General features: G+C 71.9%; 22 protein-coding genes. 12 read left to right on the forward strand and 10 right to left on the reverse strand.

The features are described 5' to 3' along the window. Positions 1-447 precede the first annotated feature (447 nt). On the reverse strand, positions 448-1,182 hold the full coding sequence (locus OG788_RS37205) for a FadR/GntR family transcriptional regulator (protein WP_406375390.1): 735 nt from the start codon (positions 1,180-1,182) through the stop codon (positions 448-450). 209 nt (positions 1,183-1,391) lie between these two features. Here OG788_RS37205 and OG788_RS37210 point away from each other — a divergent pair, with 209 nt between their 5' ends. From OG788_RS37210 to OG788_RS37225, 4 genes are read left to right on the forward strand one after another with little or no spacing between them, the layout of a single operon-like run. Continuing rightward, on the forward strand, positions 1,392-2,747 hold the full coding sequence (locus tag OG788_RS37210; protein ID WP_406375391.1) for an enolase C-terminal domain-like protein: 1,356 nt from the start codon (positions 1,392-1,394) through the stop codon (positions 2,745-2,747). Next, on the forward strand, positions 2,744-3,508 hold the full coding sequence (locus tag OG788_RS37215; protein ID WP_406375392.1) for an SDR family NAD(P)-dependent oxidoreductase: 765 nt from the start codon (positions 2,744-2,746) through the stop codon (positions 3,506-3,508). Before OG788_RS37210 ends, OG788_RS37215 begins: the two co-directional genes overlap by 4 nt. Continuing rightward, positions 3,505-4,491 carry an aldo/keto reductase gene (locus tag OG788_RS37220; protein WP_406375393.1) on the forward strand — a complete coding sequence of 329 codons (987 nt, stop codon included), beginning with the start codon at positions 3,505-3,507 and terminating at the stop codon, positions 4,489-4,491. Before OG788_RS37215 ends, OG788_RS37220 begins: the two co-directional genes overlap by 4 nt. After that, positions 4,488-5,327 (forward strand): amidohydrolase family protein, encoded by an 840-nt coding sequence (locus OG788_RS37225; RefSeq protein ID WP_406375394.1) that lies wholly within the window; start codon positions 4,488-4,490, stop codon positions 5,325-5,327. The genes OG788_RS37220 and OG788_RS37225 overlap by 4 nt, the downstream gene beginning before the upstream one ends. Positions 5,328-5,437: 110 nt before the next feature. Here the strand turns inward: OG788_RS37225 and OG788_RS37230 are convergent, their stop codons facing one another. Next, a complete protein-coding gene (locus tag OG788_RS37230; RefSeq protein ID WP_406375395.1) occupies positions 5,438-6,868 on the reverse strand; it encodes a lipase maturation factor family protein in 1,431 nt (476 codons plus the stop codon). Positions 6,869-6,985: 117 nt separating this feature from the next. Here OG788_RS37230 and OG788_RS37235 point away from each other — a divergent pair, with 117 nt between their 5' ends. The 3 genes from OG788_RS37235 (at position 6,986) to OG788_RS37245 (ending at position 11,382) form a co-directional block, all read left to right on the forward strand. Beyond that, positions 6,986-8,329 carry a DUF6777 domain-containing protein gene (locus OG788_RS37235; protein WP_406375396.1) on the forward strand — a complete coding sequence of 448 codons (1,344 nt, stop codon included), beginning with the start codon at positions 6,986-6,988 and terminating at the stop codon, positions 8,327-8,329. Between the two features lie 78 nt (positions 8,330-8,407). Next, complete coding sequence (locus OG788_RS37240; RefSeq protein ID WP_406375397.1) at positions 8,408-10,483, forward strand: SpoIIE family protein phosphatase; 2,076 nt, start codon at positions 8,408-8,410, stop codon at positions 10,481-10,483. A 38-nt stretch (positions 10,484-10,521) separates the two neighbouring features. Further along, positions 10,522-11,382: a DNA-formamidopyrimidine glycosylase family protein gene (locus tag OG788_RS37245; RefSeq protein WP_351540694.1), complete on the forward strand. Its 861-nt coding sequence runs from the start codon at positions 10,522-10,524 to the stop codon at positions 11,380-11,382. A 117-nt stretch (positions 11,383-11,499) separates the two neighbouring features. Here OG788_RS37245 and OG788_RS37250 read toward each other — a convergent pair whose 3' ends face one another. The 3 genes from OG788_RS37250 to OG788_RS37260 all read right to left on the reverse strand — a co-directional run bounded on the left by OG788_RS37250 (position 11,500) and on the right by OG788_RS37260 (position 13,567). Continuing rightward, positions 11,500-12,180, reverse strand: coding sequence for a zf-HC2 domain-containing protein (locus OG788_RS37250; RefSeq protein WP_351540692.1), 681 nt, complete (start codon positions 12,178-12,180; stop codon positions 11,500-11,502). Between the two features lie 187 nt (positions 12,181-12,367). Next, positions 12,368-12,883, reverse strand: coding sequence for a hypothetical protein (locus OG788_RS37255; protein ID WP_351540689.1), 516 nt, complete (start codon positions 12,881-12,883; stop codon positions 12,368-12,370). 135 nt (positions 12,884-13,018) lie between these two features. Beyond that, positions 13,019-13,567 carry a sigma-70 family RNA polymerase sigma factor gene (locus OG788_RS37260; protein WP_406375398.1) on the reverse strand — a complete coding sequence of 183 codons (549 nt, stop codon included), beginning with the start codon at positions 13,565-13,567 and terminating at the stop codon, positions 13,019-13,021. A 273-nt stretch (positions 13,568-13,840) separates the two neighbouring features. On the opposite strand from OG788_RS37260, the gene OG788_RS37265 reads away from it, so the two are divergent. Beyond that, positions 13,841-14,995 carry a CapA family protein gene (locus OG788_RS37265; RefSeq protein WP_406375399.1) on the forward strand — a complete coding sequence of 385 codons (1,155 nt, stop codon included), beginning with the start codon at positions 13,841-13,843 and terminating at the stop codon, positions 14,993-14,995. 12 nt (positions 14,996-15,007) lie between these two features. On the opposite strand, the gene OG788_RS37270 is transcribed toward OG788_RS37265, so the two are convergent. Next, entirely contained in the window at positions 15,008-15,472 is a 465-nt protein-coding gene (locus OG788_RS37270) for a universal stress protein (protein ID WP_266764214.1), read from the reverse strand. A 101-nt stretch (positions 15,473-15,573) separates the two neighbouring features. Between OG788_RS37270 and lysX the strand changes: the two genes are divergently transcribed. Together lysX and OG788_RS37280 are read left to right on the forward strand one after the other, a co-directional pair. Beyond that, on the forward strand, positions 15,574-18,852 hold the full coding sequence (gene lysX / locus OG788_RS37275; RefSeq protein WP_406375400.1) for a bifunctional lysylphosphatidylglycerol synthetase/lysine--tRNA ligase LysX: 3,279 nt from the start codon (positions 15,574-15,576) through the stop codon (positions 18,850-18,852). An 80-nt stretch (positions 18,853-18,932) separates the two neighbouring features. Beyond that, on the forward strand, positions 18,933-19,775 hold the full coding sequence (locus OG788_RS37280; RefSeq protein ID WP_406375401.1) for a polysaccharide deacetylase family protein: 843 nt from the start codon (positions 18,933-18,935) through the stop codon (positions 19,773-19,775). A 51-nt stretch (positions 19,776-19,826) separates the two neighbouring features. Here the strand turns inward: OG788_RS37280 and OG788_RS37285 are convergent, their stop codons facing one another. Then, a complete protein-coding gene (locus OG788_RS37285) occupies positions 19,827-20,489 on the reverse strand; it encodes a class F sortase (protein WP_406375402.1) in 663 nt (220 codons plus the stop codon). A 332-nt stretch (positions 20,490-20,821) separates the two neighbouring features. Here OG788_RS37285 and OG788_RS37290 point away from each other — a divergent pair, with 332 nt between their 5' ends. Next, positions 20,822-21,313 carry a hypothetical protein gene (locus tag OG788_RS37290; protein ID WP_351540673.1) on the forward strand — a complete coding sequence of 164 codons (492 nt, stop codon included), beginning with the start codon at positions 20,822-20,824 and terminating at the stop codon, positions 21,311-21,313. A gap of 140 nt (positions 21,314-21,453) precedes the next feature. Here the strand turns inward: OG788_RS37290 and OG788_RS37295 are convergent, their stop codons facing one another. The 3 genes from OG788_RS37295 to OG788_RS37305 form a co-directional block, all read right to left on the reverse strand. Then, positions 21,454-21,984, reverse strand: coding sequence for a hypothetical protein (locus OG788_RS37295; protein ID WP_406375403.1), 531 nt, complete (start codon positions 21,982-21,984; stop codon positions 21,454-21,456). A gap of 246 nt (positions 21,985-22,230) precedes the next feature. Then, on the reverse strand, positions 22,231-22,995 hold the full coding sequence (locus OG788_RS37300) for a hypothetical protein (protein WP_406375405.1): 765 nt from the start codon (positions 22,993-22,995) through the stop codon (positions 22,231-22,233). A gap of 15 nt (positions 22,996-23,010) precedes the next feature. After that, a complete protein-coding gene (locus OG788_RS37305) occupies positions 23,011-23,625 on the reverse strand; it encodes a hypothetical protein (protein ID WP_406375406.1) in 615 nt (204 codons plus the stop codon). Positions 23,626-23,896: 271 nt separating this feature from the next. Here OG788_RS37305 and OG788_RS37310 point away from each other — a divergent pair, with 271 nt between their 5' ends. Further along, positions 23,897-24,835 (forward strand): SCO0930 family lipoprotein, encoded by a 939-nt coding sequence (locus OG788_RS37310; protein ID WP_406375407.1) that lies wholly within the window; start codon positions 23,897-23,899, stop codon positions 24,833-24,835. Positions 24,836-24,970: the final 135 nt, after the last annotated feature.

Raw genomic sequence — 24,970 nt, forward strand, 5'->3', positions numbered from 1 at the left:
CGTCGGGGCGGCGGGCCGGCCTCCACGACGTCCGGCCCGGCCGGGCTTCGTGACAGGCGACCCTCTGCGGGGCCGGTCGCCTCAGGTCCCGCGGGCCCGGTCCCGATGGCGCCGGTTCCACCGGACGTGGAACCGGGGGTCGCACGTCCGGTCGGGCCTCATGGCGCTGGACCGGTGGAACCGGGGGTCGCACGTCCGGTCGGGCCTCATGGCGCCGGACCGGTGGAACCGGGGTCGCACGTCCGGACGGGCCTCATGGCGCCGGTCCGGTGGAACCGGGGTCGCACGTCCGGACGGGCCTCATGGCGCCGGACCGGAGGGACCGGGGGGTCGCACGTCCGGACGGGCCTCATGGCGCCGGTCCGGTGGAACCGGGGTCGCACGTCCGGACGGGCCTCATGGCGCGGGACCGGCGGACCGGGGGCCGCGCCCGGACCGGCCCGGTGGCTACGGATCGAGCCGGTTCCGCAGCCACTGCTCCACCTCACCGACGTGCGCGGCCGCCGCCACCCTCGCCGCCTCCGGGTCGCGGGCCACCAGCGCGCGGTGGATCGCGGCGTGTTCACGACGGGTGCGTTCGAAGGCGCCCTCCTCCTGGTAGCCGCGCCAGACCCGGGCACGGAAGGTGCGCGAGGAGAGGCCGTCCAGGATGGCGGTCATCGTCTCGTTGCCCGCGGCGGCCACGATCTCGCGGTGGAAGGCGAGATCGTGGGCGAGGATCCGCTCCGGATCGTCCGTCGCGTCCATCGCGGTCAGATGCCTCTCGACCTCGGCGAGCCGGTCCGGGGTGATCCGCGCGGCGGCCGTCGCCGTCGCGGCGGACTCCAGGACGCGGCGCAGTTCCAGCAGCTCGACGAGCTGCCGGCCGCGGGAGAGGTCGGCCATGACACCGAAGGTCTCCAGCAGGTCTCCGGCCTCCAACCGCGTGACGTAGATACCCGATCCGTGCCGCGCCTCCAGCACGCCGAGGACCGTGAGCGCGCGGATCGCCTCGCGCATCGAACTGCGCGAGATGCCCAGGTCGGCCGCCAGATCCCGCTCGGTCGGCAGGCGCTGCCCCGGCTCCAGACGGCCCTCGCGGATCATCGCCTTGATCCGCTCGATGGCGCGCTGCGTCACGGTGCCCTTCGGCGGAGCGGGGTCCGTGCCGGGTTCCGTGCCACCGTGAGGGGTCTCGTCCACGCCGCGTCCTCCTGTTGCCGGGTGCGGCGCAGTCTAACCAGCGAAGAGGTCGGACCACTGGTGTCGAGAATCGGGAAAACATGCCGCCGAAGGGTGTCGTCATCTCGAATTGGTCTGATAAATATTCGTCCCGGTAGGCAGAGAGATTTCCAGGACCGATCTCCCGGACCCCGACCGAGGACCCCCTGTCACCGACAGAAAGGCGTTCCGTGTCCGCCACCCCGGCCCGCGTCACCGCGGTCGACACCTACGACATCCGCTTCCCCACCTCACGCGAACTCGACGGCTCGGACGCGATGAATCCGGACCCCGACTACTCGGCGGCGTACGTCGTCCTGCGCACCGACACGGCCGACGGAGCCGAGGGGCACGGCTTCGCCTTCACGATCGGGCGGGGCAACGACGTCCAGGTCGCCGCGATCGACGCGCTGCGCGCGCACGTGGTCGGACGGTCCGTCGACGAGCTGTGCGCCGACCCCGGCTCCCTGTCCCGGGACCTGATCGGCGACAGCCAGCTGCGCTGGCTCGGACCCGAGAAGGGCGTGATGCACATGGCGATCGGCGCCGTCGTCAACGCCGTGTGGGATCTGGCCGCCAAGCGCGCCGGCCGACCGCTGTGGCAGCTGCTCGCGGAGGCCGATCCCGCCTGGCTCGTCGGCCAGGTCGACTTCCGGTACATCACGGACGCGCTGACGCCCGAGGAAGCGCTGGAACTGCTGCGCCGGGGCCGGGAAGGAGCCGCGGACCGGGCCGCGACACTCCGCGCCCATGGCTTCCCCGCGTACACCACCTCGCCCGGCTGGCTCGGCTACAGCGACGAGAAGCTCACCCGTCTCGCGGCCGAGGCGGTGGCCGCGGGATTCCGGCAGATCAAGCTGAAGGTGGGAGCGGATCTGGCGGACGACGTACGCCGCTGCCGCGCCGCCCGTGCGGCGGTCGGCCCGGACATCCGTATCGCGATCGACGCCAACCAGCGCTGGGACGTGGACGAGGCCATCACCTGGACCAACGCGCTCGGCGAGTGCCGGCCGTACTGGATCGAGGAGCCGACCAGCCCCGACGACATCCTCGGGCACGCCGCCGTGCGCGCGGCGGTCGCCCCCGTGAAGGTCGCCACCGGCGAACTCGCGCAGAACCGGATCGTCTTCAAACAGCTCCTCCAGGCGGGCTCCGTCGACGTCCTCCAGATCGACGCGGCGCGCGTGGGCGGTGTCAACGAGAACCTCGCCGTCCTGCTCCTCGCGGCTAAGTTCGGCGTGCCCGTCTGCCCGCACGCCGGGGGCGTGGGCCTGTGCGAACTCGTCCAGCACCTCGCGATGTTCGACTTCGTCGCCCTGTCCGGCACCACCGAAGACCGCGTCATCGAGTACGTCGACCATCTGCACGACCACTTCACCGAACCGGTGGTGATCCGCGACGGCCACTACACGGCACCGACCGCGCCGGGCTTCTCCGCCACCATGCGGCCCGCCTCCATCGCGGAGTTCACCTACCCCGGCGGCACCTTCTGGGCCGCCGACCTCGCTCAGCGAAACGGCAACGAAGGGAAGGGGCAGGCCGTATGACGGACCTTCAGGACTTCTACGGGCTCAAGGCGCTGGTGACCGGAGGCGCTTCCGGGATCGGCAGGGCCACCGCCGACCTGCTCGTCGCCCGCGGCGCCCGGGTCGCCGTCCTCGACCTCGATCCGTCGTCCGTCGACAAGCCGCTGACCGGCCACCGTGCCGACGTCACCGACGACGCCTCCGTACGGGAGGCCGTGGCCGCCGCGGTCGCGGACCTGGGCGGCCTCGACGTCCTGGTCAACAATGCGGGCATCGGGGCGCGCGGCACGGTCGAGGACAACGACGACGAGGAATGGCACCGGGTTCTGGACGTCAACGTCCTCGGCATCGTGCGGACGACCCGTGCGGCCCTGCCCTGCCTGCGGGAATCCGCGCACGCGGCGATCGTGAACACCTGCTCCGTCGCGGCCACCGCGGGCCTGCCCCAGCGGGCGCTGTACTCGGCGTCCAAGGGCGCCGTCCTCTCCCTCACCCTCGCCATGGCCGCCGACCACGTCCGCGAAGGCATCCGCGTCAACTGCGTCAACCCCGGCACGGTCGACACTCCGTGGGTCGGACGGCTCCTCGACGCGGCCCCCGATCCGGCCGCCGAGCGCGCCGCCCTTCAGGCCCGCCAGCCCACCGGCCGCCTGGTGTCGGCACCGGAGGTCGCCGGCGCCATCGCCTACCTGGCGAGCCCCCTGTCCGGCTCCACCACCGGCACCACGCTCGCGGTGGACGGCGGGATGCAGGGGCTGCGGCTGCGCCCGGTGGGCCGGTGATCTCCCTCGGCGGGAGCGGCGTCCGCGTCGGCGGGCTGTCCTTCGGCGCCGCCGGTATCGGCAATCTGTTCAGCGAGGTCGCCGACGAGCAGGCGTACGAGGCCGTCGACGCCGCCTGGGCGAGCGGCATCCGCTACTTCGACACCGCCCCGCACTACGGCCTCGGCCTCTCCGAGCGGCGCCTCGGCGCGGCCCTGCGCGACCGGCCCCGCGCCGCGTACACCGTCTCGACCAAGGTGGGCCGCCTCCTGGAGCCCGCGGACACGGGCGGCGACGACCTGGCCGACGGCTTCGCGGTGCCCGCCGCGCACCGCCGCGTCTGGGACTTCAGTGCCGACGGTGTACGCCGGAGCCTGGACGCCAGCCTCGAACGGCTCGGCCTCGACCGGGTGGACGTCGTCTACCTGCACGATCCCGACGACCATGCCGAGCAGGCCTTCCGCGAGGGCTACCCCGCGCTGGAGGAGCTGCGCTCGCAGGGCGTGCTCGGGGCGATCGGCGCGGGCATGAACCAGACGGAGATGCTCACCCGTTTCGTCCGCGAGACGGACGTGGACGTGGTGCTGTGCGCGGGCCGCTACACCCTCCTGGACCACCGTGCGCTCACCGGGCTGCTGCCCGCCGCCCAGGCCCGCGGCGTCTCCGTCGTCATCGGCGGCGCCTTCAACTCCGGCCTGCTGGCTGACCCGGGACCGGGAGCGACGTACAACTACTCTGTCGTCCCAAGGGAGTTGCTGGCCCGCGCCCTGCGCCTGAAGGAGATCGCCGAGCGGCACGGCACGACCCTGCGCGCCGCGGCCCTGGCCCTCCCGGCCGCCCACCCGGCCGTCGCGAGCGTCTTGGTCGGCGCCCGCTCGGCCGACGAAGTCCACGACTGCGTACGGCAGTCCGTCACGCCGGTACCCCTGGACTTCTGGCAGGAACTGCGCACGGAGGGCCTGCTGCCCGCCGACGCTCCCCTCCCCGTACGGGCGCTGCCGTGACCGTCGACGCGCACCACCATGTCTGGAACCTGTCGGTCCGTGACCAGGAGTGGATCACCGGCCCCGAACTCCAGCCATTGCGGCGGAACTTCGGGATCACGGACCTCGCACGGGTGGCAGGGGCCGCCGGTGTGGACCGTACCGTCCTCGTGCAGACGGTCACCGTGGCCGAGGAGACCCCGGAGTTCCTCGCTCTCGCGGAGGAGAGTCCGCTGGTGGCGGGCGTGGTCGGCTGGACGGACCTGACCAGGCCGGACGTCGCCGAGGAACTGGCGCGGCTCCTGGAGGTGCCCGGCGGCCGTCGTCTCAGGGGCATCCGCCATCAGGTCCAGGCCGAGAGCGACCCCGGATGGCTGCTGCGGCCGGACGTACGGCGCGGACTGGCCGCCGTCGCGGAGGCGGGACTCGTCTACGACCTGGTCGTCCTGCCGCACCAGCTGCCCGCCTGCGCACTCGCGGCCGCCGATCACCCCGGACTGACCTTCGTGCTGGACCACTTGGGCAAGCCGCCGATCGCCGAGGGCACCCTGGACCCCTGGGCGAGCACCGTCCGCGAGCTGGCGGCACTGCCCAACACCGTGTGCAAACTCTCCGGGATGGTCACCGAGGCGGACCCCGCACGGTGGATGCCCGACGACCTGCGGCCCTACGCCGACACGGTCCTGGAGGCCTTCGGGCCCGACCGCATGATGTTCGGCTCCGACTGGCCGGTGTGCACACTCGCCGCGACCTACGGCCAGGTCCTTCGGACAGCGGAGGCGTTGACGGCAGGCCTGGCCGAGAGCGAGCGGCACGCCGTCTTCGCCGGAACCGCCACCCGCGTCTACCGCCTCTGACCCCGCCTGCCTGCCTGCCTGCCTGCCTGCCTGCCTGCCCGCCCGCCTGCCTGCCGAGGCGTGGGGCGCCAGGGGGCGGTGCCGGCCGGCGGTGTCGCCCGCCGCCCGGTCTAGTACGGAATCCGCCGCTCGTCGGCGCCCTCCAACCGTGTCGGCGGCAGGAAGTCGCGCACGTAGGTCCGGTGCCAGCACGCGCCCGTCTCCCGCAGTTCGCGCCAGGTCGTGTACCGGTAGCGGAAGAGGCGGGCGCGGACGAAGCGGGGCGGCGCGTCGGCGGGGAAGGGGGAGCGGCGCAGCAGCCGCAGCGTGTCCCGGTCGTTCTCCAGGAGCCGCTCCACCAGACCCGAGAACCACGCGCCGGCGTACCCGGGGGAGAGCGCCACGAACCACATCAGCCAGTCGAGCCGCAGATGGTACGGCGCGAACTGGCGCGGCCAGTACCGTGGATCGCCCGGCTTGCCCTTGAACTCGTACTCCCGCCACTCCGCGTCCTCGCGCGGCACCGCGTCGGCCGTTCCCTCGACGACCACCTCGTGGCGCACCCGGCTGACACTGCCGAACGCTCCGTAGGTGTTGACCAGATGGAGCGGGTCGAAGGAGCGGTTCATGACCTGCCGCCGGGAGAGCAGATTGCGCGCGGGGCGGTAGCTGAGGGCCAGCAGCCCCGCCGCCACGGCGAGGACGACCACCTCGTACCAGAGCGGCGCTCCGGTGGCCCGCGGCGCGGTGGTGGGGAGTTCCACCACGCTCAGGGCCAGCACGATCGTCGTCCAGTTCAGCCAGGCGAAGTTGCCGGACAGGACCAGCCACAGCTGGGTCAGGATCATCAGCGCGGCCGCGGCCGTCGCGATCGGCTGCGGGGTGAACAGCAGCACCGGCAGCACGAGTTGGGTGAAGTGGTTCGCGGCCACCTCGATCCGGTGGAACGGCTTGGGCAGGTGGTGGAAGAACCAGCTCAGCGGACCCGGCATCGGCTGCGTCTCGTGGTGGTAGTCGAGGCAGGTGAGATTCCGCCAGCACGCGTCGCCCCGCATCTTGATCAGCCCCGCGCCGAACTCGACGCGGAACAGTATCCAGCGCATCAGGAACAGCACCACGACCGGCGGCGCCACCTCGTCGTTGCCGAGGAAGACCGCGAGGAAGCCCACCTCCAGGAGCAGGGACTCCCAGCCGAACGAGTACCAGGTCTGGCCGACGTTCACGATCGACAGATACAGGGCCCACGGGACCAGCCACAGCAGCATCGCGCCCCAGAGCGGCAGATACCCGTCGAGGCCCGCGATCAGCGCCGCCGAGACGGCGCAGCCGGTCCAGGACCAGGCGGCGAAGAAGCGGTCCGAATAGCGCAGATGGAACACGCTCGGCGCGTCACGGAACGCGACCCGCCGCACGAAGGCGGGCACCGGCAGCATCCCGCGCTCCCCGATCAGCGCGCGGAACTGCAGGGCCGCGCCCAGGAACGCGACGAGATACAGCACGGCCAGCGCCCGCTGGAAGACCAGTCGGCTCAGCTCGTAGCCGGGTGCGACGAACCACTCCATGAGGTGTGCTCCTCTCCCCTCCATTGTGACGCTGGGTGATCGATCTCCGCTTGCGTGCGCCAAGAGGGTGACGCAGAGAATGGTCCACACATTGCCCGGGACGAACGGGAGAACGTGGTGCACATACCCACCAGGACCCTCGTCGCGGCCTGCGCGCTCTGGGCGGCACTCCTCGTCGCCGGGTGCGCGGGCGGCAGCGACAGGGGCGCGGAATTCAGCGGGCCGACCGGCGGTGAGGTGTTCCTCCAGCCCCTCGAAGCCGCGGGGCCGGACCCCTTCACGGCCTCCACCGTCACCCCCGCCGCGACCGGGCCACCCGTCACCCGAACGCCGCAATCCCCGCCCACCGGCACTGACGGCCCACGTTCGTTCTCGGGCGCGACGCCGGGCCTGTACGGCGGCACCCGGAACGCCGGCAGCTGCGACATCGACCAGCAGGTCCGGCTTCTCGACGCCGACCGGGGCAGGGCCCGTGCCTTCGCCGAGGCCTCCGGCATCTCTCCGGGGTCCGTCCCGGACTATCTGCGCGGACTGACCCCGGTCGTGCTGCGCGCCGACACCCGCGTCACGAACCACGGATTCGGCAACGGACAGGCGACCGGCTTCCAGGCCGTGCTCCAGGTCGGTACGGCCGTGCTCGTCGACAACCGGGGTGTCCCGCGGGTCCGCTGCGCCTGCGGCAACCCCCTCAACCGGCCCATCGCGCTCGACGGGGACCCGGGCACCCGGGGCAGGCCCTGGAGCGGCTACCGGCCCGCCCGGGTCGTGGTGGTGACACCGGCGCCCGTGGTCATCACCGACATCACGATCATCGACGTCGACGACCACGCCTGGATCGAACGCCCGGTGGGCCAGGGCGGTCACCGTCACGACCATGTCGTGGCACCGCCCGACAGCGGGACCGTGCCCCCGAGGCCGCACGAGTCCACCCCGCACACCCCTTCCTCCAGCGCCACGCCCGGCGACGGGAGCAGCTCCCCCGACGCTCACGCGTCCGACTGCGCCACGCCGACCGCGACGCCGACCCCGCCGCCGGGGGATCGCGAGAGCGGCCCGGGCGAGAGCGCCGGGTCCGGCACCGGGCCCACCGGCCTGCCGACGGACGGTTCCGCCATGGACGTGTCCCGGCCGGACCGTTCGCCACGCCCGGAGGACAGGCCCTCGGACTGCCCGACGGCCTCCCTCGCGCCACCGCCGACCACGGGACCGGGGATCACCCCGGCCCCCTCGGGAGGGACCACCGCCCCGCGGAAGGACACGGCCGCCCCCGACCGCTCCGCCGCCCCGGAGCCCTCGTCACCGCGGGTTCCGTCCGCCGGGCCGGGAACGCCCACCGAGGACACGGGTCCGGACACCGTCCCCGAGAGCCCCGGCGTACCCGACGGAGGCGGTCTGATCCCCGGCGAGCCGACCGGCCCCGACAGCGTCTTCGACGTCTCGGCCGACGTCTTCGACAGTTGAGAGGCCTCGTGTCCGGGGAGTCCCGAACCGGGCTCCCCAGGAGTCGAATAATCGGGCAAATGCTGGCAAGGTGGGCCCATGGTTGATCGGGGAGCGAGCGCCCTGTCACTCCCGGACGACTGGCCCGCCCACCCGGCTCCGATCCTGGCGCTCAACCGCATGGGCAGCTTCGACTGGGACCTGGACACCGGTCTGATGCAGATGGACGCCCAGGCCCACGAGGTCTTCGACGTGCGCCCGGACGAGTACGACGGGGACCCCGCCACCCTGGCCATGCGCGTCCCGCCGTCCGAGTCGCTCCGCCTCGACACGATGGTGTCCCACGCGCTGAAGGACGGCAGCGAGAACTACGGCGCCTATTTCCGCGTCCGCCGCCGCGACGGTTCCCTGCGCTGGACCCACACCCAGGGCTACATCCGCCGCGACGAGACCGGCCGGCCGCGCCGGATCATCGGGATCGTCCGCGACGCCACCGAGGAACTCGCCGAGGTCGCGGCGGGCCGTGATCAGGCCGCCCAGAACGAGGCGCGGCGCCAGCAGACGAGCGTCGTCCAGCTGACCACGGCCGCGCTGGCCCACGCCGTCACCGTCCAGGACGTCATCGACGTCCTCCAGGACACCCACGGCCTCACCCACCTCGGGGCGGCCAGTCTGGTCATGGGCCTGGTGGAGGCCGGCCGCATCCGGATGGTCGCCACGGGCCCGCAGCACAGCTACGTCCCCGGCACCCGGGTCACGCGGCTGGACGCGCAGTACCCGATGAACGAGGTCGTACGGAAGCTCGCGCCGCACTTCATCGAGTCACCCGAGGAGTTCGCCGAGTCGTACCCGCTCCTCTGGCCGAACATCACCGGCCTGAACATCACCTCGGCCGCCTACCTGCCGCTGATCGTGCAGGCCCGCCCCATCGGCGCCATCGGCCTGCTCTACAACGACCGGCACGGCTTCTCCGAGGACGAGCGCAACGTCCTCGTCGCCCTCGGCAGCAGCATCGCCCAGAGCCTCCAGCGGGCCATGTTCTTCGAGCAGGAGAAGGACCTCGCCCAGGGCCTCCAGCAGGCCATGCTGCCGCGCTCCATCCCCAGCGTGGACGGCGCCGACATCGCCGTCCGCTACCGCTCGGCCTCCCTCGGCCGGGACATCGGCGGCGACTGGTACGACCTGATCCCGCTGCCGGGCGGCCGTGTAGGCGCCGTCATCGGCGACGTCCAGGGCCACGACACCCACGCCGCCGCGGTCATGGGCCAGTTGCGCATCGTCCTGCGCGCCTACGCGGCCGAGGGCCACACCCCGGCCACCGTGATGGCCCGTGCCTCGGTCTTTCTCGACGAACTCGACACCGACCGCTTCGCGACCTGCCTGTACGCCGAGGTCGACCTGTCCACCGGAGTGACCCAGCTGGTGCGGGCCGGCCACATCGACCCATTGGTCCGGTACGCCGACGGGAGGTGCCGCCGGCTGCCCGTGGAAGGCGGCCTGCCGCTCGGTCTGTCCGCCGAGTTCGGACGCCTCGAATACCCCGTCGCCACCATCGAACTCGACCCCGGCCAGACGTTGCTGCTGTGCACCGACGGGCTCGTCGAGGAGCCGGGCGTCGACCTCGACGACGGCATGCACGCCCTCAGGGAACGCATCCGGGTCGGCCCGACCGACGTCGGTGACCTCGCCGACCGGCTCATCGACATGGCCGAGGAGCGCGGCGGGGACGACGACGTCGCCGTGCTGCTCCTGCGCCGCCGCGGGGTCAGCGACCACCGCTCCGGCGGACGTCTCCAGCAGCACGTGGCCCCCGGCGACCCGGAGGCGCTCGCCGAGGCCCGCCACATGATCCGGGCCGCGGTCCGGGCCTGGGGAGCCGCTGAGCGGGCCGACGAGATCGAGCTGGTCGCCGACGAACTGATCACCAACGGCCTGATGCACACCGAGGGCTCGGCGATCGTCACCCTGCGCGTCCTGTCCGGATCCGACCGCAGACTGCGCGTCGAGGTCGAGGACTCCTCCAGTGCGCTGCCGCGCCGTCGCGAGGCCGGAGTGTCCGGTGTCTCGGGGCGCGGACTGCTGCTCGTCGACCGCCTCACCGATGTCTGGGGCGTCGAGGCCCGCGGCGGCGGCAAGTGCGTGTGGTGCGAGTTCATCGTCCGGGAACGGAACTGATCCCTGGCGTCGGCGGCGCCGGATGGCACTCTGGACGTATGCCGGAACTGCCCGAGGTCGAAGCGCTCAAGGACTTCCTGGCCGATCATCTCGTCGGTCGCCGGGTCGTGCGCGTGCTGCCCGTCGCCATCAGTGTCCTGAAGACGTACGACCCTCCCGTCTCCGCGCTGGAGGGGCGCGAGGTCACGGCCGTACGACGGTTCGGAAAGTTTCTCGACATCGACCAGGACGGCCTGCATCTCGTCACCCATCTGGCCCGCGCGGGCTGGCTGCACTGGAAGGACACGCTTCCCGACGGCCCGCCCCGGCCCGGCAAGGGGCCGCTCGCGCTGCGCGTCGCGCTGGAGACCGGCGAGGGCTTCGACCTCACCGAGGCGGGCACTCAGAAGCGGCTCGCCGTGTACGTCGTCCGGGACCCGCAGCAGATTCCGGGCGTGGCCCGCCTCGGGCCCGACCCGCTCGCCGACGACTTCGACGAACAGCGGTTCGCCGGGCTGCTCCAGGGGGAGCGGCGCAGGCTGAAGGGCGCGCTGCGCGACCAGAGTCTGATCGCGGGCGTGGGGAACGCCTACAGCGACGAGATCCTGCACGCCGCCAGGATGTCGCCCTTCAAGATCGCCTCCTCGCTCACCCCCGAGGAGACCCGGCGGCTGTACGAGGCGTTGCGCGGCACGCTCGCCGAGGCGGTGGAGCGCTCCCACGGGCTGGCCGCCGGGCGGTTGAAGGCGGAGAAGAAGAGCGGTCTGCGGGTGCACGGGAGAACGGGAGAGGCCTGCCCGGTGTGCGGCGACACCGTTCGCGAGGTCTCCTTCAGCGACTCCTCGTTGCAATACTGCCCCACCTGCCAGACGGGCGGCAAACCGCTGGCGGACCGGCGGATGTCCCGGCTGCTCAAGTAGGGACCCGCGGTCCGTCCCGTCGAAGCCGGACTCTTCAGCCGCGACCGTTCGGCGGGACCGCCATCCGGTCGCCCGAGCGGTGGGCGAGCGGTGGGCGAGCGGTGGGAAGGGCGTGACTCAGGGGGAGTTGAGGGTCACGAGATGTTCACCCTTGGCTGTGCGCACCTCGTACCGGACGATCTCCCCGGTCCGCATCGACGAGCCGCCCTGCATGGCGATGACGTCGCCGTTGTGCGGGGGCTCCATCCAGCTCGTCACCGTCTGCTCGGAGCCGTCCTTGCCGATGGCGACGAGCTGGCACGAGCGGGGGCCTCCGGCGTCCTTGACCTCGACCCCGACCTCACTGCCCCAGACCCGGTCCTGGGCCGTCACCTGGGCCCAGACCCCGGTCTCCGCGTCGGTCCTGGCGATCTTGTTCACCGGCGGGTCGGCCGCGGCGATCCGGTCGGACGAGGAGTCGTGCGCGGCGACGACGGCGATCGCGGGGCCGCCCGCCGCGAGGACCACGGAGGCCGCCACGGCGTACAGGAAGCGCCGGCGTCCGGCCCGATTGCGTGAGGCCACCTCACCGAGCAGCCGGTCGAGCAGCCGCGGCCCGGGCGCGGCGAAAGGGTGCACGGTGCGCGGAGTCGACCGGCGGTACAGCATCAGCTGCCGTGCGGCGGGGCGGAATTCGCTGACGTACTTCGTGCACCGAGGGCACTCCGCGAGGTGGTCCTCGAAGCGGAAGGCTTCCGCCTCGCCGAGCACGCCGAGCGCATAGGCGCCGACGTCGCGATGCCGTTCCAGGGACCTCATACCGAATACCGAATCCTCGTGGCGTTGGTGCGGACTGTGAGTGGTGTTGCTGTTGCCCACGGGTACGCACCAGACCGCCGAATCACTCAAGACTCATTCGGAATCGCGGCCAAGACCTTCGGAGCACCGGCGCTCGCGGATTGGTGCGAGCTCGAGAAAACTTTCCCCGGCGCGGTCGCGACCGCCGTCAGAAGAGGTGGATGGCCAGATGCCCGAGCGGCAGCCCGAGTCGCCAGGCCGCCGTCCACACCTTCGGGCCGTCGTCCTCACCAGGCACGGGACCGCCGCCGGGCACCGCGTCGAGGTCCGGAGCGAGCAGTTCCGTCTCCTCCAGCCATCGCCAGGCGGCCGACGCCAACTCCAGGTCGGGATCGGGAGCGGTGGATCCGGCGGACTCGGCCGCGCGCAGAGCCAGATGCTCGCGCACCCACTCGTGCCAGGGCTGGTCGTACGCCGTCAGCGAAAGCCAGGTCTCCAGCTGGGTGATGACCCGGATCCCGGAGAGTTCGCCACCGCTGTCGGACAGGAAGATGGTCAGCGCGAGGGCGTCGCGCCCGGCGCGGAACTCGAAGGATGTGGGCGGCATCAGGTCGCCCGTCCGCAGCAGCTCGTCGGCGATGTACTCGGCGTACAACCAGGCCATGGGGACCGTGAGTTCGTCCCCGCCGGTGCCGCCCGTGCTCTCTTGACCTCTGTGCAGCATCCCTTCCTGCCTTCCTCCGGTGCGTGCGCGTCGCCCGACCCCGGGCCCCAGTCCGGAAAACGGATGAGGCAAGCTGATTGCTCAACCATGGTCCTCAGCAAGGCGCTTTACGGAGGTTTGACTCAGCCTTCGGTTTCACCGCAGGTCGGCCGCGTATCCCGGAAGAACCCGGCGCAGGGCGCGCAGCGCGTAGTACGCGCGCGACTTCACGGTACCGGGCGGAATTCCGAGTGCCGCGGCGGCCTCCGCCACACTCGCCCCTTGGAAGTACACCAGCACCAGGACTTCACGGTGTTCGGGAGTGAGTGTCTTCACAGCCTCCCGCACATCGAGCGTGGCCGCAGACCGTTCGGCGTGATCGGCACAGATCCGCGCGCTCTCGAGCACCGCGTCCCCGACCTCCGGCGGCCGTGCCTGACGGGCCCGCCGCGCGTCGATCGCCAGCCGGCGGCCCACGGTCAGCAGCCAGGGGCGTACGGACTCGAACTCGTCGGCACGCAGGGCCTCGGGATGCTGCCAGGCGCGTACGAACGTCTCCTGCACCAGGTCCTCGGCGCGCTGCCGGTCGCCGTCGGACAGGCGCAGCAGCAGGGCGAAGAGGGGGCGGCCGTGCTCGCGCTGCAGCGCGGCCAGCTCGTGCTCGGCGGTCGTTCCGTGGCTGATGGTGGTGGTTCCGGCCGTCATGGCGTGTATGCCAGCGCGCCGCGCCCCGCGCGGACAGGGCGGGAACACGGTCGTGCGGTGGGCGGTCGAAGCCGTCGGTGAACGGTGCGCCGAACGGTCCCGCCGGGGTGGAGCCCCGGATTCCGTGACCGCCGCCGCACCGGATTTCGCCCCGACGGGCATGCCCGCGAGCGCCGAACGGGCTAGCGGCCGTGGTGTCTCCTTGACTGCCGGTCGCCCGTGTATGTGGATTCCCCTTGATTAGTAATCAAATACGACCGAATGGGGTCCGGCATGATCACACGCGCGCGGCAGATCAATCTGGCCCTCGCGGCCGCCCTCATCGCGGCCGCGGCCGCCTGCCAGGCGCACGACTCGGCCGGGCACCACCGGAGCGGGCAGCCCGCCCCCGCCGCCGTCCGCGGCTTCACCCTCGTGGCCTCCGGCGACGTCCTGCCTCACACCTCGATCATCGAGCGGGCGAACTCCGACGCGGGCGGCAACGGGTACGACTTCCGGCCGATGCTCGCGGGCGTCAAACCCATCGTGTCGGGCGCCGACCTGGCGATCTGTCACATGGAGACGGTGTACGGCGCCGCCGGCGACTACACCGGCTATCCCACCTTCAAGTCCCCGCCCCAGGTGGCCGACGGCCTCGCCGCGACGGGCTACGACGCCTGTTCCACCGCCTCGAACCACACCCTGGACGACGGCGCCGACGGCATCCGGCGGACCCTGGACGCGCTGGACCGCGCGGGTGTGCGGCACGCCGGATCGGCGCGCACGGCGCAGGAGGCGAGCGGCGCCGCCATGATGCGGGCGGGCGGCGCCCGGGTGGCCCAACTCGCGTACACCTACGACACGAACGGCATCCCGCTCCCACAGGGGCAGCCCTGGGCGGTCGCCCTGATCGACCCGGACCGGATCGTCGCGGACGCCCGTGCCGCCCGGAAGGCGGGCGCCGACGTGGTCGTCGTCTCGCTGCACTGGGGCACCGAATGGCAGGACGAGCCCGATGAGCAGCAACTGCGGCTGAGCAAGCTGCTGACCGCGTCCCGCACCGACGGGCGGCCCGACATCGACCTGATCCTCGGCACCCACGCCCACGTCCCGCAGGCCTACGAGAAGGTCAACGGCACCTGGGTCGTCTACGGCATGGGCGACCAGATCGCCGGCGAGATGTTCAACGGCCAGGGCGTCCAGGACCCGCGCGGCAACGAGAGCACCATCGGACGCTTCACCTTCGCCCCGCCGGCGCGGAAGGGAGCGCGCTGGGAGGTGACGAAGGCGGAGTTCGTCCCGCAGGCCTTCGACCTCGACGCCGGCCGGGTCGTCGATCTCAACGCCGCGCTGGAGCAGGGCGCCACGGTCGGAGCCGTACGCGACCGGATCCGGGACGTCGTCCTGAGCCGGGGCGCGGCCCAGTCCGGCCTCGTCATGGCCAGGTGACGCGGGGCCGCTCTACGGCACGACCGTGACCGGCCAGCGGCCCGCCTTCACCAGCCGGATCGCCACCGAACCGACGATCCGGTGCCCCGCCTGCTCGGAGGCCCCGACCACCACGGCGTCCGCCTTGAGTTCGTCCGCGGCGGTGACCAGGCCGTTGTAGGGGTCGCCACGGAAGGTGTGGAACTCCCAGCGCACATCGAATATGTCCTTCACCCGCTCGGCCGCGTCGCGGATGTACCGCACCAGGTCCTCGGCGATCTCGTCGGTGGTCTCCGCCACGGGCACCCCGAGCGCCGCCCCCGCCGCCATCACCGGCTGGACGTAGACGACCGCGAGCAGCGCCCGCTGCCGCCTCGCCAGACCGCCCGCGTACGCCGCGGCGCGCAGCGAGGAGTCGGAGCCGTCCACACCGACGACGATGACTTTGGGGCCGTCCGTGCCGCGCTCGAACCGATGTGCGTGCTGCTCTTCCGTCACGGCTGTGAGGCTATCGGAACCCGCAGGTCCCACGGCCGCGGGGGAGCGGTGAGGAGTCGCTCGACGGGCGGGGCGGCGCCGCTCTTCCTACAGTCGGAACCATGAGTGCCACCGTGGCGGCCCGTCCGCCGAAGGACACCGTCGGCCCGAAACGGCCGCCCCGGAACGGTTTCCTCAGCAAGGTGCCCGAGGGCTTCGCGGCGTTCTTCGGCGCCATCGGACTCCTCTGTGCCCTGCTCGCCTTCATCCCCCCGCTGCGCAGACTGCTGCGCCCGGTGGTGCGCTTCCTCGACCTGCTGATCATCCCGGTCAGCGCCAACCTGGCGTACGCCGTCTTCCTCTTCCTGCTCGCCGCCGCGACGGCCGCCCGCAAGAAGATCGCCTGGTGGCTGGTGGTCGTCTACCTCGGCCTGCTGGTCCTCGTCGACGCCCTCGGCATCGCCGCCGGCCTGTACGCCGCCTCGATCCCCTCCTTCGTCGTCTGCGGGCTCCTGCTGGGGCTGCTGATCGTGGCCCGGCGCGAGTTCTACGCGGACTCGCGGCGCGCCGCCGTACGGCGGGCCCTCCTCGTCCTGTTCGCCGGGCTCCTGGTGGCGATCCTGGTCGGCTGGGGCCTGGTCGAGCTGTTCCCGGGCACGCTGCCGCGCGGTCAGCGGCTGCTGTGGGCCGCCAACCGGGTCTGCGGCGGACTGGTCTCCGGGCAGTCCTTCGACGGCCGTCCACCGCGCTGGCTGTTCTTCGTCCTCGGCCTGTTCGGCGCCCTCGCCCTGCTCAACGCCGCCGCCACGCTCTTCCGCTCCCAGCGCCTGGTGGCCGCCCTGCACGGCGACGAGGAGACCCGTATCCGCGCGCTGCTCCAGGCGTACGGCGGCGACGACTCGCTCGGCTACTTCGCCACCCGCCGCGACAAGGCCGTCGTCTTCTCGCCCAGTGGCAAGGCGGCCGTCACCTACCGCGTCGAGGCCGGGGTGTGCCTCGCCAGCGGTGACCCCGTCGGCGACCGGGAGGCCTGGCCGCACGCGATCGGCGCCTGGCTGGACATCGCCCGCCGCTACGCCTGGGCGCCCGCCGCGATGGGTGCCTCCGAGGAAGGCGCCAAGGCCTTCGCGCGGGCCGGGCTCGGCGCCCTCCAGCTCGGCGACGAGGCGATTCTGCACGTCGCCGGCTTCGACCTCGGCGGCCGCGACATGCGGGTCACCCGGCAGGCCGTCAACCGTGTCAAACGCACCGGCGCCACCTGCCGGGTACGCCGGCACTCCACCCTGACCGACGCCGAGATGGAGGAGATCGTCAGCCGGGCCGACGCCTGGCGCGACACCGAGACCGAACGCGGCTTCTCGATGGCCCTCGACCGGCTCGGCGACCCCGAGGACGGCGACTGCCTGCTCGTCGAGGCGATGGGGTCCGACGGCAAGCTCCTCGCGCTGCTCTCGTTCGTGCCCTGGGGCCGCGACGGGATCTCCCTGGACCTGATGCGCCGCGACCGCAGCGCGCCCAACGGCGTCATGGAGTTCATGGTCGCGGAAGTGTGCGCGGTCGCAGGAAAGTTCGGCGTCCGGCGCATCTCCCTCAACTTCGCGGTGTTCCGCTCGGTCTTCGAGGAGGGCGCCCGCATCGGCGCGGGCCCGGTGCTCAGGCTCTGGCGCCGACTGCTGCTGTTCTTCTCCAAGTGGTGGCAGCTGGAGGCCCTGTACCGCTCCAACGCCAAATACCACCCCGAGTGGTACCCACGCTTCATCTGCTACGGCGACACCGGCGCCCTCGCCCGCATCGGCATGGCGTCCGCCATCGCCGAGGGCTTCGTCTCCGTGCCCTCGCTGCGCACGCTGTGGGGCAAGGGACACCTGCGCGGCGGACCCCGGCCCGCGACGACCGCGGGACTGCCCTCGCTGGCGGCCCTCGGCCTCGACACGGGGGACGGGGCCCCGGCCGACGACCCCGCCGCCGGCCTGCCCGACCAGGTCCGTGTGCGGCACCGCAAGCTCGACCGGCTGCGCGCCGACGGCACCGACCCCTACCCGGTCGGCATCCCGCCGCGCACCCACGTCCTGGCCGACGTCCGCGGCGGCGAGGACGTGACCGTCGCCGGACGCGTGATGCTCGTACGCGACTTCGGCGGCATCCTCTTCGCCGTGCTCCGCGACTGGTCCGGCGATCTCCAGCTCGCCCTCAGCCGCCAGGAGTCCGGACCCGCGCTCGACCGCTTCCGGCAGGTCGTGGACATCGGCGACCACATCAGCGCCGACGGCCTCGCGGGCGCCAGCGACACGGGCGAACCCACGGTCTTCGTCACGTCCTGGCAGCTCACCGCCAAGTGCCTGCGCCCGCTGCCCGACAAGCGCAAGGGCCTCGCCGACCCCGAGGCCAAGGTCCGCCGCCGCTACCTCGACCTGGTGTCCAGCACCGGCGCCCGTGACGTCGTACGGGCCCGCTCCACGGCCGTCCAGGCGCTGCGCCAGGGTCTCCTGGAGCGCGGTTACCTGGAGGTCGAGACCCCGATGCTCCAGCAGATCCACGGCGGTGCCAACGCCCGGCCCTTCACCACCCACATCAACGCCTACGACCTGAACCTGTATCTGCGCATCGCGCCCGAGCTCTACCTCAAACGGCTGTGCGTCGGCGGTCTGGAGAAGGTCTTCGAGATGGGCCGCACCTTCCGCAACGAGGGCGTCTCCTACAAGCACAACCCCGAGTTCACGATGCTGGAGGCCTATCAGGCCTTCGCCGACTACGACGTGATGCTCGACCTCGCCCGCGAACTGATCCAGGGCGCAGCGACCGCCGCCTTCGGCTCACCGGTGGCCCGCAAGAACGGCACCGAGTACGACATCTCCGGGGCCTGGCCCGTCAAGACGGTGTACGGCGCCGTCTCCGAGGCGCTGGGGGACGAGATCGACGCCGACACCTCCCTGGAGGCGCTCCTGCGGCTGTGCGACCGTGCGGGCGTGCCGTACACGGCGGACGACGGCCGCGGCGATGTCGTACTGGAGATGTACGAACGTCTGGTCGAGGAGAAGACCGAGCTGCCCACGTTCTACAAGGACTTCCCGACCGACGTCTCGCCGCTCACCCGGCAGCACCGCACCGACCCGCGGCTCGCGGAACGCTGGGACCTTGTCGCCTTCGGCACGGAACTGGGCACCGCCTACTCCGAGTTGACCGACCCGGTGGAGCAGCGCCGGCGGCTCACCGCGCAGTCGCTGCTGGCCGCCGGGGGAGACCCCGAGGCGATGGAGCTCGACGAGGACTTCCTCGACGCGCTGGAGTACGCCATGCCGCCCACCGGGGGCCTCGGGATCGGCGTCGACCGGCTCGTCATGTTCCTGACCGGACTGACGATCCGTGAGACGCTGCCGTTCCCCCTGGTGCGCCGCCGCTGAATGGTCCAGGCGGGTGCTTTCGCGAGGCCCCATCGGTGTTGCTCGGCCGCGTCGCCCCTCCGCCGGGTGACTGATTAGTCATGAAAAAGGATCAGCTGATTACCCGGCGTCGGGCGTTGATCGCCGGCGCCGCCGTCCTGGGGGCGGCCGGGGCGGCGGGCACAGCCCATGTCCTGACCGCCGGCCCGGCCGCGAAACCGGCGCGGAGCCTCCCCCGTTCCGGGCCGCAGGCGTCCCGTGCCCTCAAGCCGTCCGCCTACCGCCTCCAGCCGATCGCCGGATACGGCGCGCCGCACAGCGCGCAGACCCGGACCCTCGTCCGGCACGAGCCGTTCCTGCGCATGTCCGGGCGCGGCCGCAGCATGGTGCTGACCTTCGACGACGGCCCCGACCCGCGCTACACCCCCGACATCCTGCGCACCCTGCGCGAGTACGACGTGCGCGCGATGTTCTTCGTGTGCGGGGAGATGGCAGCCGGCAACAAGGACCTGCTGAGCGAGATGGCCGACGACGGACACCTCGTCGGCAACCACACCTGGAGCCATCCGCTGCTGACCAAGCTCTCGCGCTCGGCGATCCGTTCCGAGATCGAGCGCACCTGCGAGGTCATCGAGGACGCCTACGGCGAGCCGCCCGCGTGGTTCCGGGCGCCCTACGGAGCCTGGAACCGGGCGACCTTCCAGATCGGCGCCGAACTCGGCATGGAGCCGCTGGGTTGGACCGTCGACACGCTCGACTGGACGACACCGGGCACCCGTTCCATCGTCGGCCGGGTCCAGGGCGAGGCCGCCCCGGGCGTCGTCGTCCTCTCGCACGACGCGGGCGGCGACCGCTCGCAGAGCGTACGGGCGCTGCGTGACTATCTCCCGCATCTGCTGGACGACGGCTATCACATCATGGTGCCGCGCCGGAAATACGCCTAGAACCGCCGCCGGATCCCCGCGCACCGTGGGGCGCGGGGATCCGGGGAACGCTCAGCGCGCCTCGACCATGCGGGCGAAGACGACCACATTCCCGTCGTATCCGTGCTGCTTGGAGAAACCGCCCCCGCACGTGATGACACGCAATTCCGGGGTGCCCTTGCTGTTGTACACACGGTCGCCCGGGAAATCGTTCTTCGCGAAGACTTCGATGCCGTAGATCTCGAACACCGCGGTCTTTCCGTCCTTGCGCAGGACCTCGACCCGGTTTCCCTTCTTGAGGGCGCCGAGACCGTAGAAGACGGCGGGACCCCGCAGGTTGTCGACATGGCCCACGACCACGGCCGTGCCCTTCTCGCCGGGCGAGACGGCACCGGTGAACCATCCGGCGAGATTCGGGTCGTCGGGCGGTGGCGCGTCGACCCATCCGTCGTTGTCCAGACCCACCGGGATCACCGGGGCGTCGACGCGGATGGCGGGGATCCGCACCCGGTCGGCCACGGAATACGGCAGCGGGGCCGGTGTGTTCGAGAAGGTGCCACCGGGCGTGCGGCTGTCCGCCGCGGCCGCCGAAGCGGGCTGCGGGGGGCCCACGTCGAACTCACCGGAACCATTCCGAATGAGTGCGAGGCCGGTCAGCAGAACAAGCGCTATCACGCCCCAGGGAGCGCGCTTCCTCTGCCGCTCCTCCTCTTCGGCCAGCTCGGACGCAGACATTCGGCAATCCCCTCTCGACGCGGCCGTCGCCTCGTCATTCGCGCATATGAGCACGCTAATGGCAGCGGGGCCGCCGGGCGACGGGGAGCGGGCGAACGGGTGGCGGGGCGAATCCCCCGTGCGCCATCCGAGTTGCCGTGACCAGGAATTTTCTGACGGTCCGTGACCTGCGGCAATATCCGATTGTGTGGAATTCCTTCGGCGTGTCTTCTCACCAGGACGGACCATTCCCGAAATGCGGGCCCGTGCACGGCATCTGAGGGTCTGTCTGGGAGGCGCTTTCTCGCCGATCCACCGGGGACGGTTCCCGGGGCGCCCCCGCGGAGGATCACATGCGTACTACTCGTGCCCTGGCGGTGTCTGCCGCCGCGGTCGCCGCCGTGGGGCTCGCCGCCCCGATGGCCGCGGCGTGGAACACCCCGAGCAACATCGTCGCGATGCCCAGCGTCATCGCCCGCGGCGGCCAGCTCACCGTGACGGTCGACGGGTGCCCGAGGGGAGGCACCATGACCTCGCCCGCGTTCCGTCAGGCGAGGCTCTCGCCGCTCCTGGGCAGCAACAGCGAGTCGTCCAGCGGGACGGCCACCATCAACCAGGACGCCCGTCCCGGCTCGTACGACATCACCGTCAACTGCGACGGGACGGGCCCGCTCACCCGCCCGGCCGCCTTCACCGTCATCGGCGGTGTGCGCGGTGGTCTCGGCGGCAGCAGCACCACCGGCGCCACGTCCACCGACATGGCGATCGGCGGCGGTCTGGTGGCCGCTGCGGCCGTCGGCGGCGGAGTGTTCTGGATGCGCCGCAGATCGGAGAAGCGCATCTGACCGTTCCGCGTGCGGGCTGCCGGTCCCGTCCCCTTCCGGGGCCGGCCGTCCCCCGCGGGCAGCGCGCGGTGCGCGCGCGAGACAGCCCTTCGCCCCGGACCCTCCCGAGGGGGTCCGGGGCGAAGGGCTGTGCCGCTCCGTCAGGAGTCGTCGGACGAGGTGCGCCGGCGGGACATGTACCAGGCCGCGCCGACGGAACCGGCGATGAGCGCCGCTCCCATGCCGATCTCCTTCAGGTCGAAGCCGCCGGCGCTGCCGCCGACACCGGCCCGGACACCCCGCTGGAGCGGGACCGGGGTCGGCGTGACCGGCCGGCCCCCGGCGATGGTGAGACCGGTGCTGCCGCTCGCTCCGCCGCACGAGAACGTCACGTCGTACACGGCCCCGGGTCTGGCGTCCCAGTCGACCATGGCGGTGGCCGAGGACTGCCCCGGCGGGATGGTGACGGTGTCGAAGACACCGGAGGTGACCGTGGCGTTTCCCTTGCACCCGCCGTCCCGCTTCAGGAGCAGCGACACCTGACCGCCCGCGGAGACGGTCGACGGCTGCACGCTGAAGGCGAACGGGGTGATGTTGTGGCTGTCGCCGTCACCGGCGAAGGCGGCGGGTGCGGTGAAGGTCAGGGCGGTCACGCCCAGCAGTGCGGCCGAAGCGACGCGTATCGCGCGCATGGTGAGCCTCCAGGTCCCCGAGGAGCCTTGCTGCGGACCTTTTCCGCTTGCGCCAGAAATGCACCTCGATGATCGAAACGCTAGGAAAGGGTGCCCGCCGGCGCGATCCCAGTCGCGCGAACGGGTCAATCGTGTGGGCCGTCCGGGGGGCGGCACGCGTACGGCCGGGGGACGGACACGGCGTGGCGTGTGTCCCCCGGCCGCCGCGTCCCGCTCAGGGGTCCGCCGCCCGGGAAGGAGGGTCCGTCACCCGGGAAGGTTCGGGAAGAGAGCCGTGAAGGGCTCCACCGACGCCGTGATCCCACGGCTGTAGGGCGCGTCGAAGTCCCAGATCAGGAACAGCAGGAAGGCGATCAGGGCGGAGAACAGCCCGGCCAGGATCAATTCCCGGGCGGTGCGCCGGATCTGCAGCGCGAAGATCATCCCGACCGTGACGACGGCGCCGGTGATGAGCCCGAACCACACCACCCCCGGCATGGTGGCCCCGGTCGAGTCGGCCCGGGCGCTGCGGGCGGCGTCGGCCGCCGTCACCTGGTCGAGGAGCGGCTGGTAGGTCTGCGCCTCGAAGTCCGACTTCGGCTCGTAGTCGGTGACGTCGTGCCGGATGTTCTCGAACAGCCGGGCTCCCTCGGCGGTCACCTCGCCGTGCTCGGCCATGGCCTTCCACTCGGTGGTGACCACGAAGTGAACGTACGCGTCCACATCGCCGCGGATGCGGTCGCGCACGTCGGGCGGGTAGACCCGGACCCGCTCGGAGATCTCGTGCAGGGCCTGGGCCTCCGCCTGCACATGGTCCTGGGCGCCGCCGCGGGCCTCCCAGACACCGGCGATGGCCAGACCGAGGACGATGGCGTACACCACGCCGATCATCATCGTCATGTACTCGATGACGTCCGGGGTCTCGGTGGGGTCCTCGTCCTCGCGGGCCCTGCGATGGCGTACGAGGGTCACGATGAGGACCACGAGGCACGCGGCCGCCATCGCGAGGGCGAGAACAAGCCAATCCGACAAAGTTTGCCTCCAGGGTCAGCGCGGGCGCAGCGCCGCGACGGCGAGCACCGCGGGCGCGGTGATGAGCAGGGTGAACGAGACCAGCGACGGACCGCTGCGGGGCGGGTGCTTGTGCGGCGGGGTGCGGTACGCCGGATAGCTGACCGGGGCCGGCGAGGGCGCTGGACGCGCGCTCGGCGTGGGCTCGGGCTTCGGCGTGGGTCTCGGCGCCGGGACCGCCGCCGGCCGTGGCGGCGCGGGCTTCGGTTTCGGCGCTGGGGGAGGCGGAGGCGGCGGAGGAGGCGGTTGGGGCTTCGGCGCGTGGGTGGGCGGGGGAGGAGGCGGCGTCGGCTTCGGCTTCGGCGGAGGAGGGGGCTTCGGGGGCGGTGGCGGGGTCGGTGTGGGGGTCGGCGGGCAGGGCGGGGGTGTGGTCGGGGCCGGGCACCGGATGGTGTTCCCGGCGACCGCGACCGCCCCGCCGCCCGCCACGGCCACCGCGGTGGTCCCGCCGCTGTCCGGGCCCGTGGAGGCGTAGGCGCAGGCGTCGGCCGCGGCCGTACCGCTCGGCGCGCCGACGAGGAGCCAGGTGAGCGCCGTCAGCGCCAATGCCCGTATGACGAGGGCGGATCGGGTCCGTTGGGGTCCATGCACGACGAAGATCATGGGGCGCGCCGGACCGGGCCGTGCCGCAGTGTCGGGGATTGCCCCCGAAGGGGGTACGTCCGACTCCCGGCGACTTGACGTGCGCGGCGGGAAACGCGGCCGTCGTGTGCACGTGTGTGCTAGACGCGTCGCTCGCGTCACAGGTTTCCGAAAGAAAGTTGAGGCCTGTTTGAACACTCCTGCCCCTCCCGCCCGTATCTAGGGCCATGCGCGGCGCAGTAGGGCGCTGCAACATTTACGCGAACAGCGGGAGTTACCAATGAAGACCTCCTGGCGGAGCGCCTCACTCGTAGCGTCAGCTGCGGCCGTGCTGGCGCTCACGACGGCGTGTGGTCAGGAACAGGGCACCCCTTCGACGGGCAGCCAGAACGTGGGCGCTACCGCCGCCGCGGGTGGATACGGGACGAGCACCACCGCGGGCAATGGCTACGGCGCCGATTCCAAGGAGACCGCCGGTGCCAAGGCGGAAACCGCGGGCCAGCTCGCCGTGTCGGAGAGCGCGAAGCTCGGCAAGGTACTCACCGACGGGGCCGGACTCACCCTCTACCGCTTCGACAAGGACACCGCCGAACCGCCGAAGTCGAGCTGCAACGGCGACTGCGCGACCGCCTGGCCGCCCGTGCCCGCCGACGGCGCCGAGGCCGCCACCGGCGTCGACAAGGCACTGCTCGGCGAGGTCACCCGGTCCGACGGTACGAAGCAGCTGACCATAGGCGGCTGGCCCATGTACCGGTACGCCAAGGACACCAAGGCCGGAGACGCCAACGGCCAGGGTGTGGGCGGTACTTGGTTCGCCTCCGCGCCCAACGGCAAGAAGGCCACGCTGGCCGACCTGCCCGGCCTGTCGGTCCGCAAGGACCCGAAGCTCGGCGAGATCGTCGTCGACAAGAACGGCATGACCGTCTACCGCTTCATGAAGGACCAGGCCTGGCCCGTCTCGAAGTCGGCCTGCATCGGCGCCTGCCTGGAGAAGTGGCCCGCTGTCGCGCCGGTCTCCGAGGACGACACCAAGGGCGTCAAGAAGAAGGGCCTGATGCCCTTCACCCGCCCGGACGGCGTGAAGCAGATGTCGGTCAACTGCTGGCCGATCTACACCTTCTCCGGTGACACCGCTCCCGGTGACACCAACGGTCAGGGCGTCGGCGGCACGTGGTACGCCGTCTCGCCCGAAGGAAAGCCGGTCGGCGCCTCCGAGTAGGGAATCGCCTCTCCAGGGTCCGCCCCCTCCGCACCGCACGGAGGGGGCGGACCTTTGTCATGGGCGGTGGTGTGTCCGGACGTGGCCGAAACATTTCGGCTGCGTGGCGACGTGAAAGGTCCCGACGGCCGGCCC

The organism is Streptomyces sp. NBC_00647 (assembly GCF_045207245.1).
Lineage (GTDB): Bacteria > Actinomycetota > Actinomycetes > Streptomycetales > Streptomycetaceae > Streptomyces.

Coding starts and splice junctions, on each gene's coding strand:
- OG788_RS37215 (WP_406375392.1), top strand. CDS start 2,744: ATGACGGACCTTCAGGACTTCTACGGGCTCAAGGCGCTGGTGACCGGA.
- OG788_RS37230 (WP_406375395.1), bottom strand. CDS start 6,868: ATGGAGTGGTTCGTCGCACCCGGCTACGAGCTGAGCCGACTGGTCTTC.
- OG788_RS37240 (WP_406375397.1), top strand. CDS start 8,408: ATGGTTGATCGGGGAGCGAGCGCCCTGTCACTCCCGGACGACTGGCCC.
- OG788_RS37245 (WP_351540694.1), top strand. CDS start 10,522: ATGCCGGAACTGCCCGAGGTCGAAGCGCTCAAGGACTTCCTGGCCGAT.
- OG788_RS37250 (WP_351540692.1), bottom strand. CDS start 12,180: ATGAGGTCCCTGGAACGGCATCGCGACGTCGGCGCCTATGCGCTCGGC.
- OG788_RS37255 (WP_351540689.1), bottom strand. CDS start 12,883: ATGCTGCACAGAGGTCAAGAGAGCACGGGCGGCACCGGCGGGGACGAA.
- OG788_RS37260 (WP_406375398.1), bottom strand. CDS start 13,567: ATGACGGCCGGAACCACCACCATCAGCCACGGAACGACCGCCGAGCAC.
- OG788_RS37265 (WP_406375399.1), top strand. CDS start 13,841: ATGATCACACGCGCGCGGCAGATCAATCTGGCCCTCGCGGCCGCCCTC.
- lysX (WP_406375400.1), top strand. CDS start 15,574: ATGAGTGCCACCGTGGCGGCCCGTCCGCCGAAGGACACCGTCGGCCCG.
- OG788_RS37280 (WP_406375401.1), top strand. CDS start 18,933: ATGAAAAAGGATCAGCTGATTACCCGGCGTCGGGCGTTGATCGCCGGC.
- OG788_RS37285 (WP_406375402.1), bottom strand. CDS start 20,489: ATGTCTGCGTCCGAGCTGGCCGAAGAGGAGGAGCGGCAGAGGAAGCGC.
- OG788_RS37290 (WP_351540673.1), top strand. CDS start 20,822: ATGCGTACTACTCGTGCCCTGGCGGTGTCTGCCGCCGCGGTCGCCGCC.
- OG788_RS37295 (WP_406375403.1), bottom strand. CDS start 21,984: ATGCGCGCGATACGCGTCGCTTCGGCCGCACTGCTGGGCGTGACCGCC.
- OG788_RS37310 (WP_406375407.1), top strand. CDS start 23,897: ATGAAGACCTCCTGGCGGAGCGCCTCACTCGTAGCGTCAGCTGCGGCC.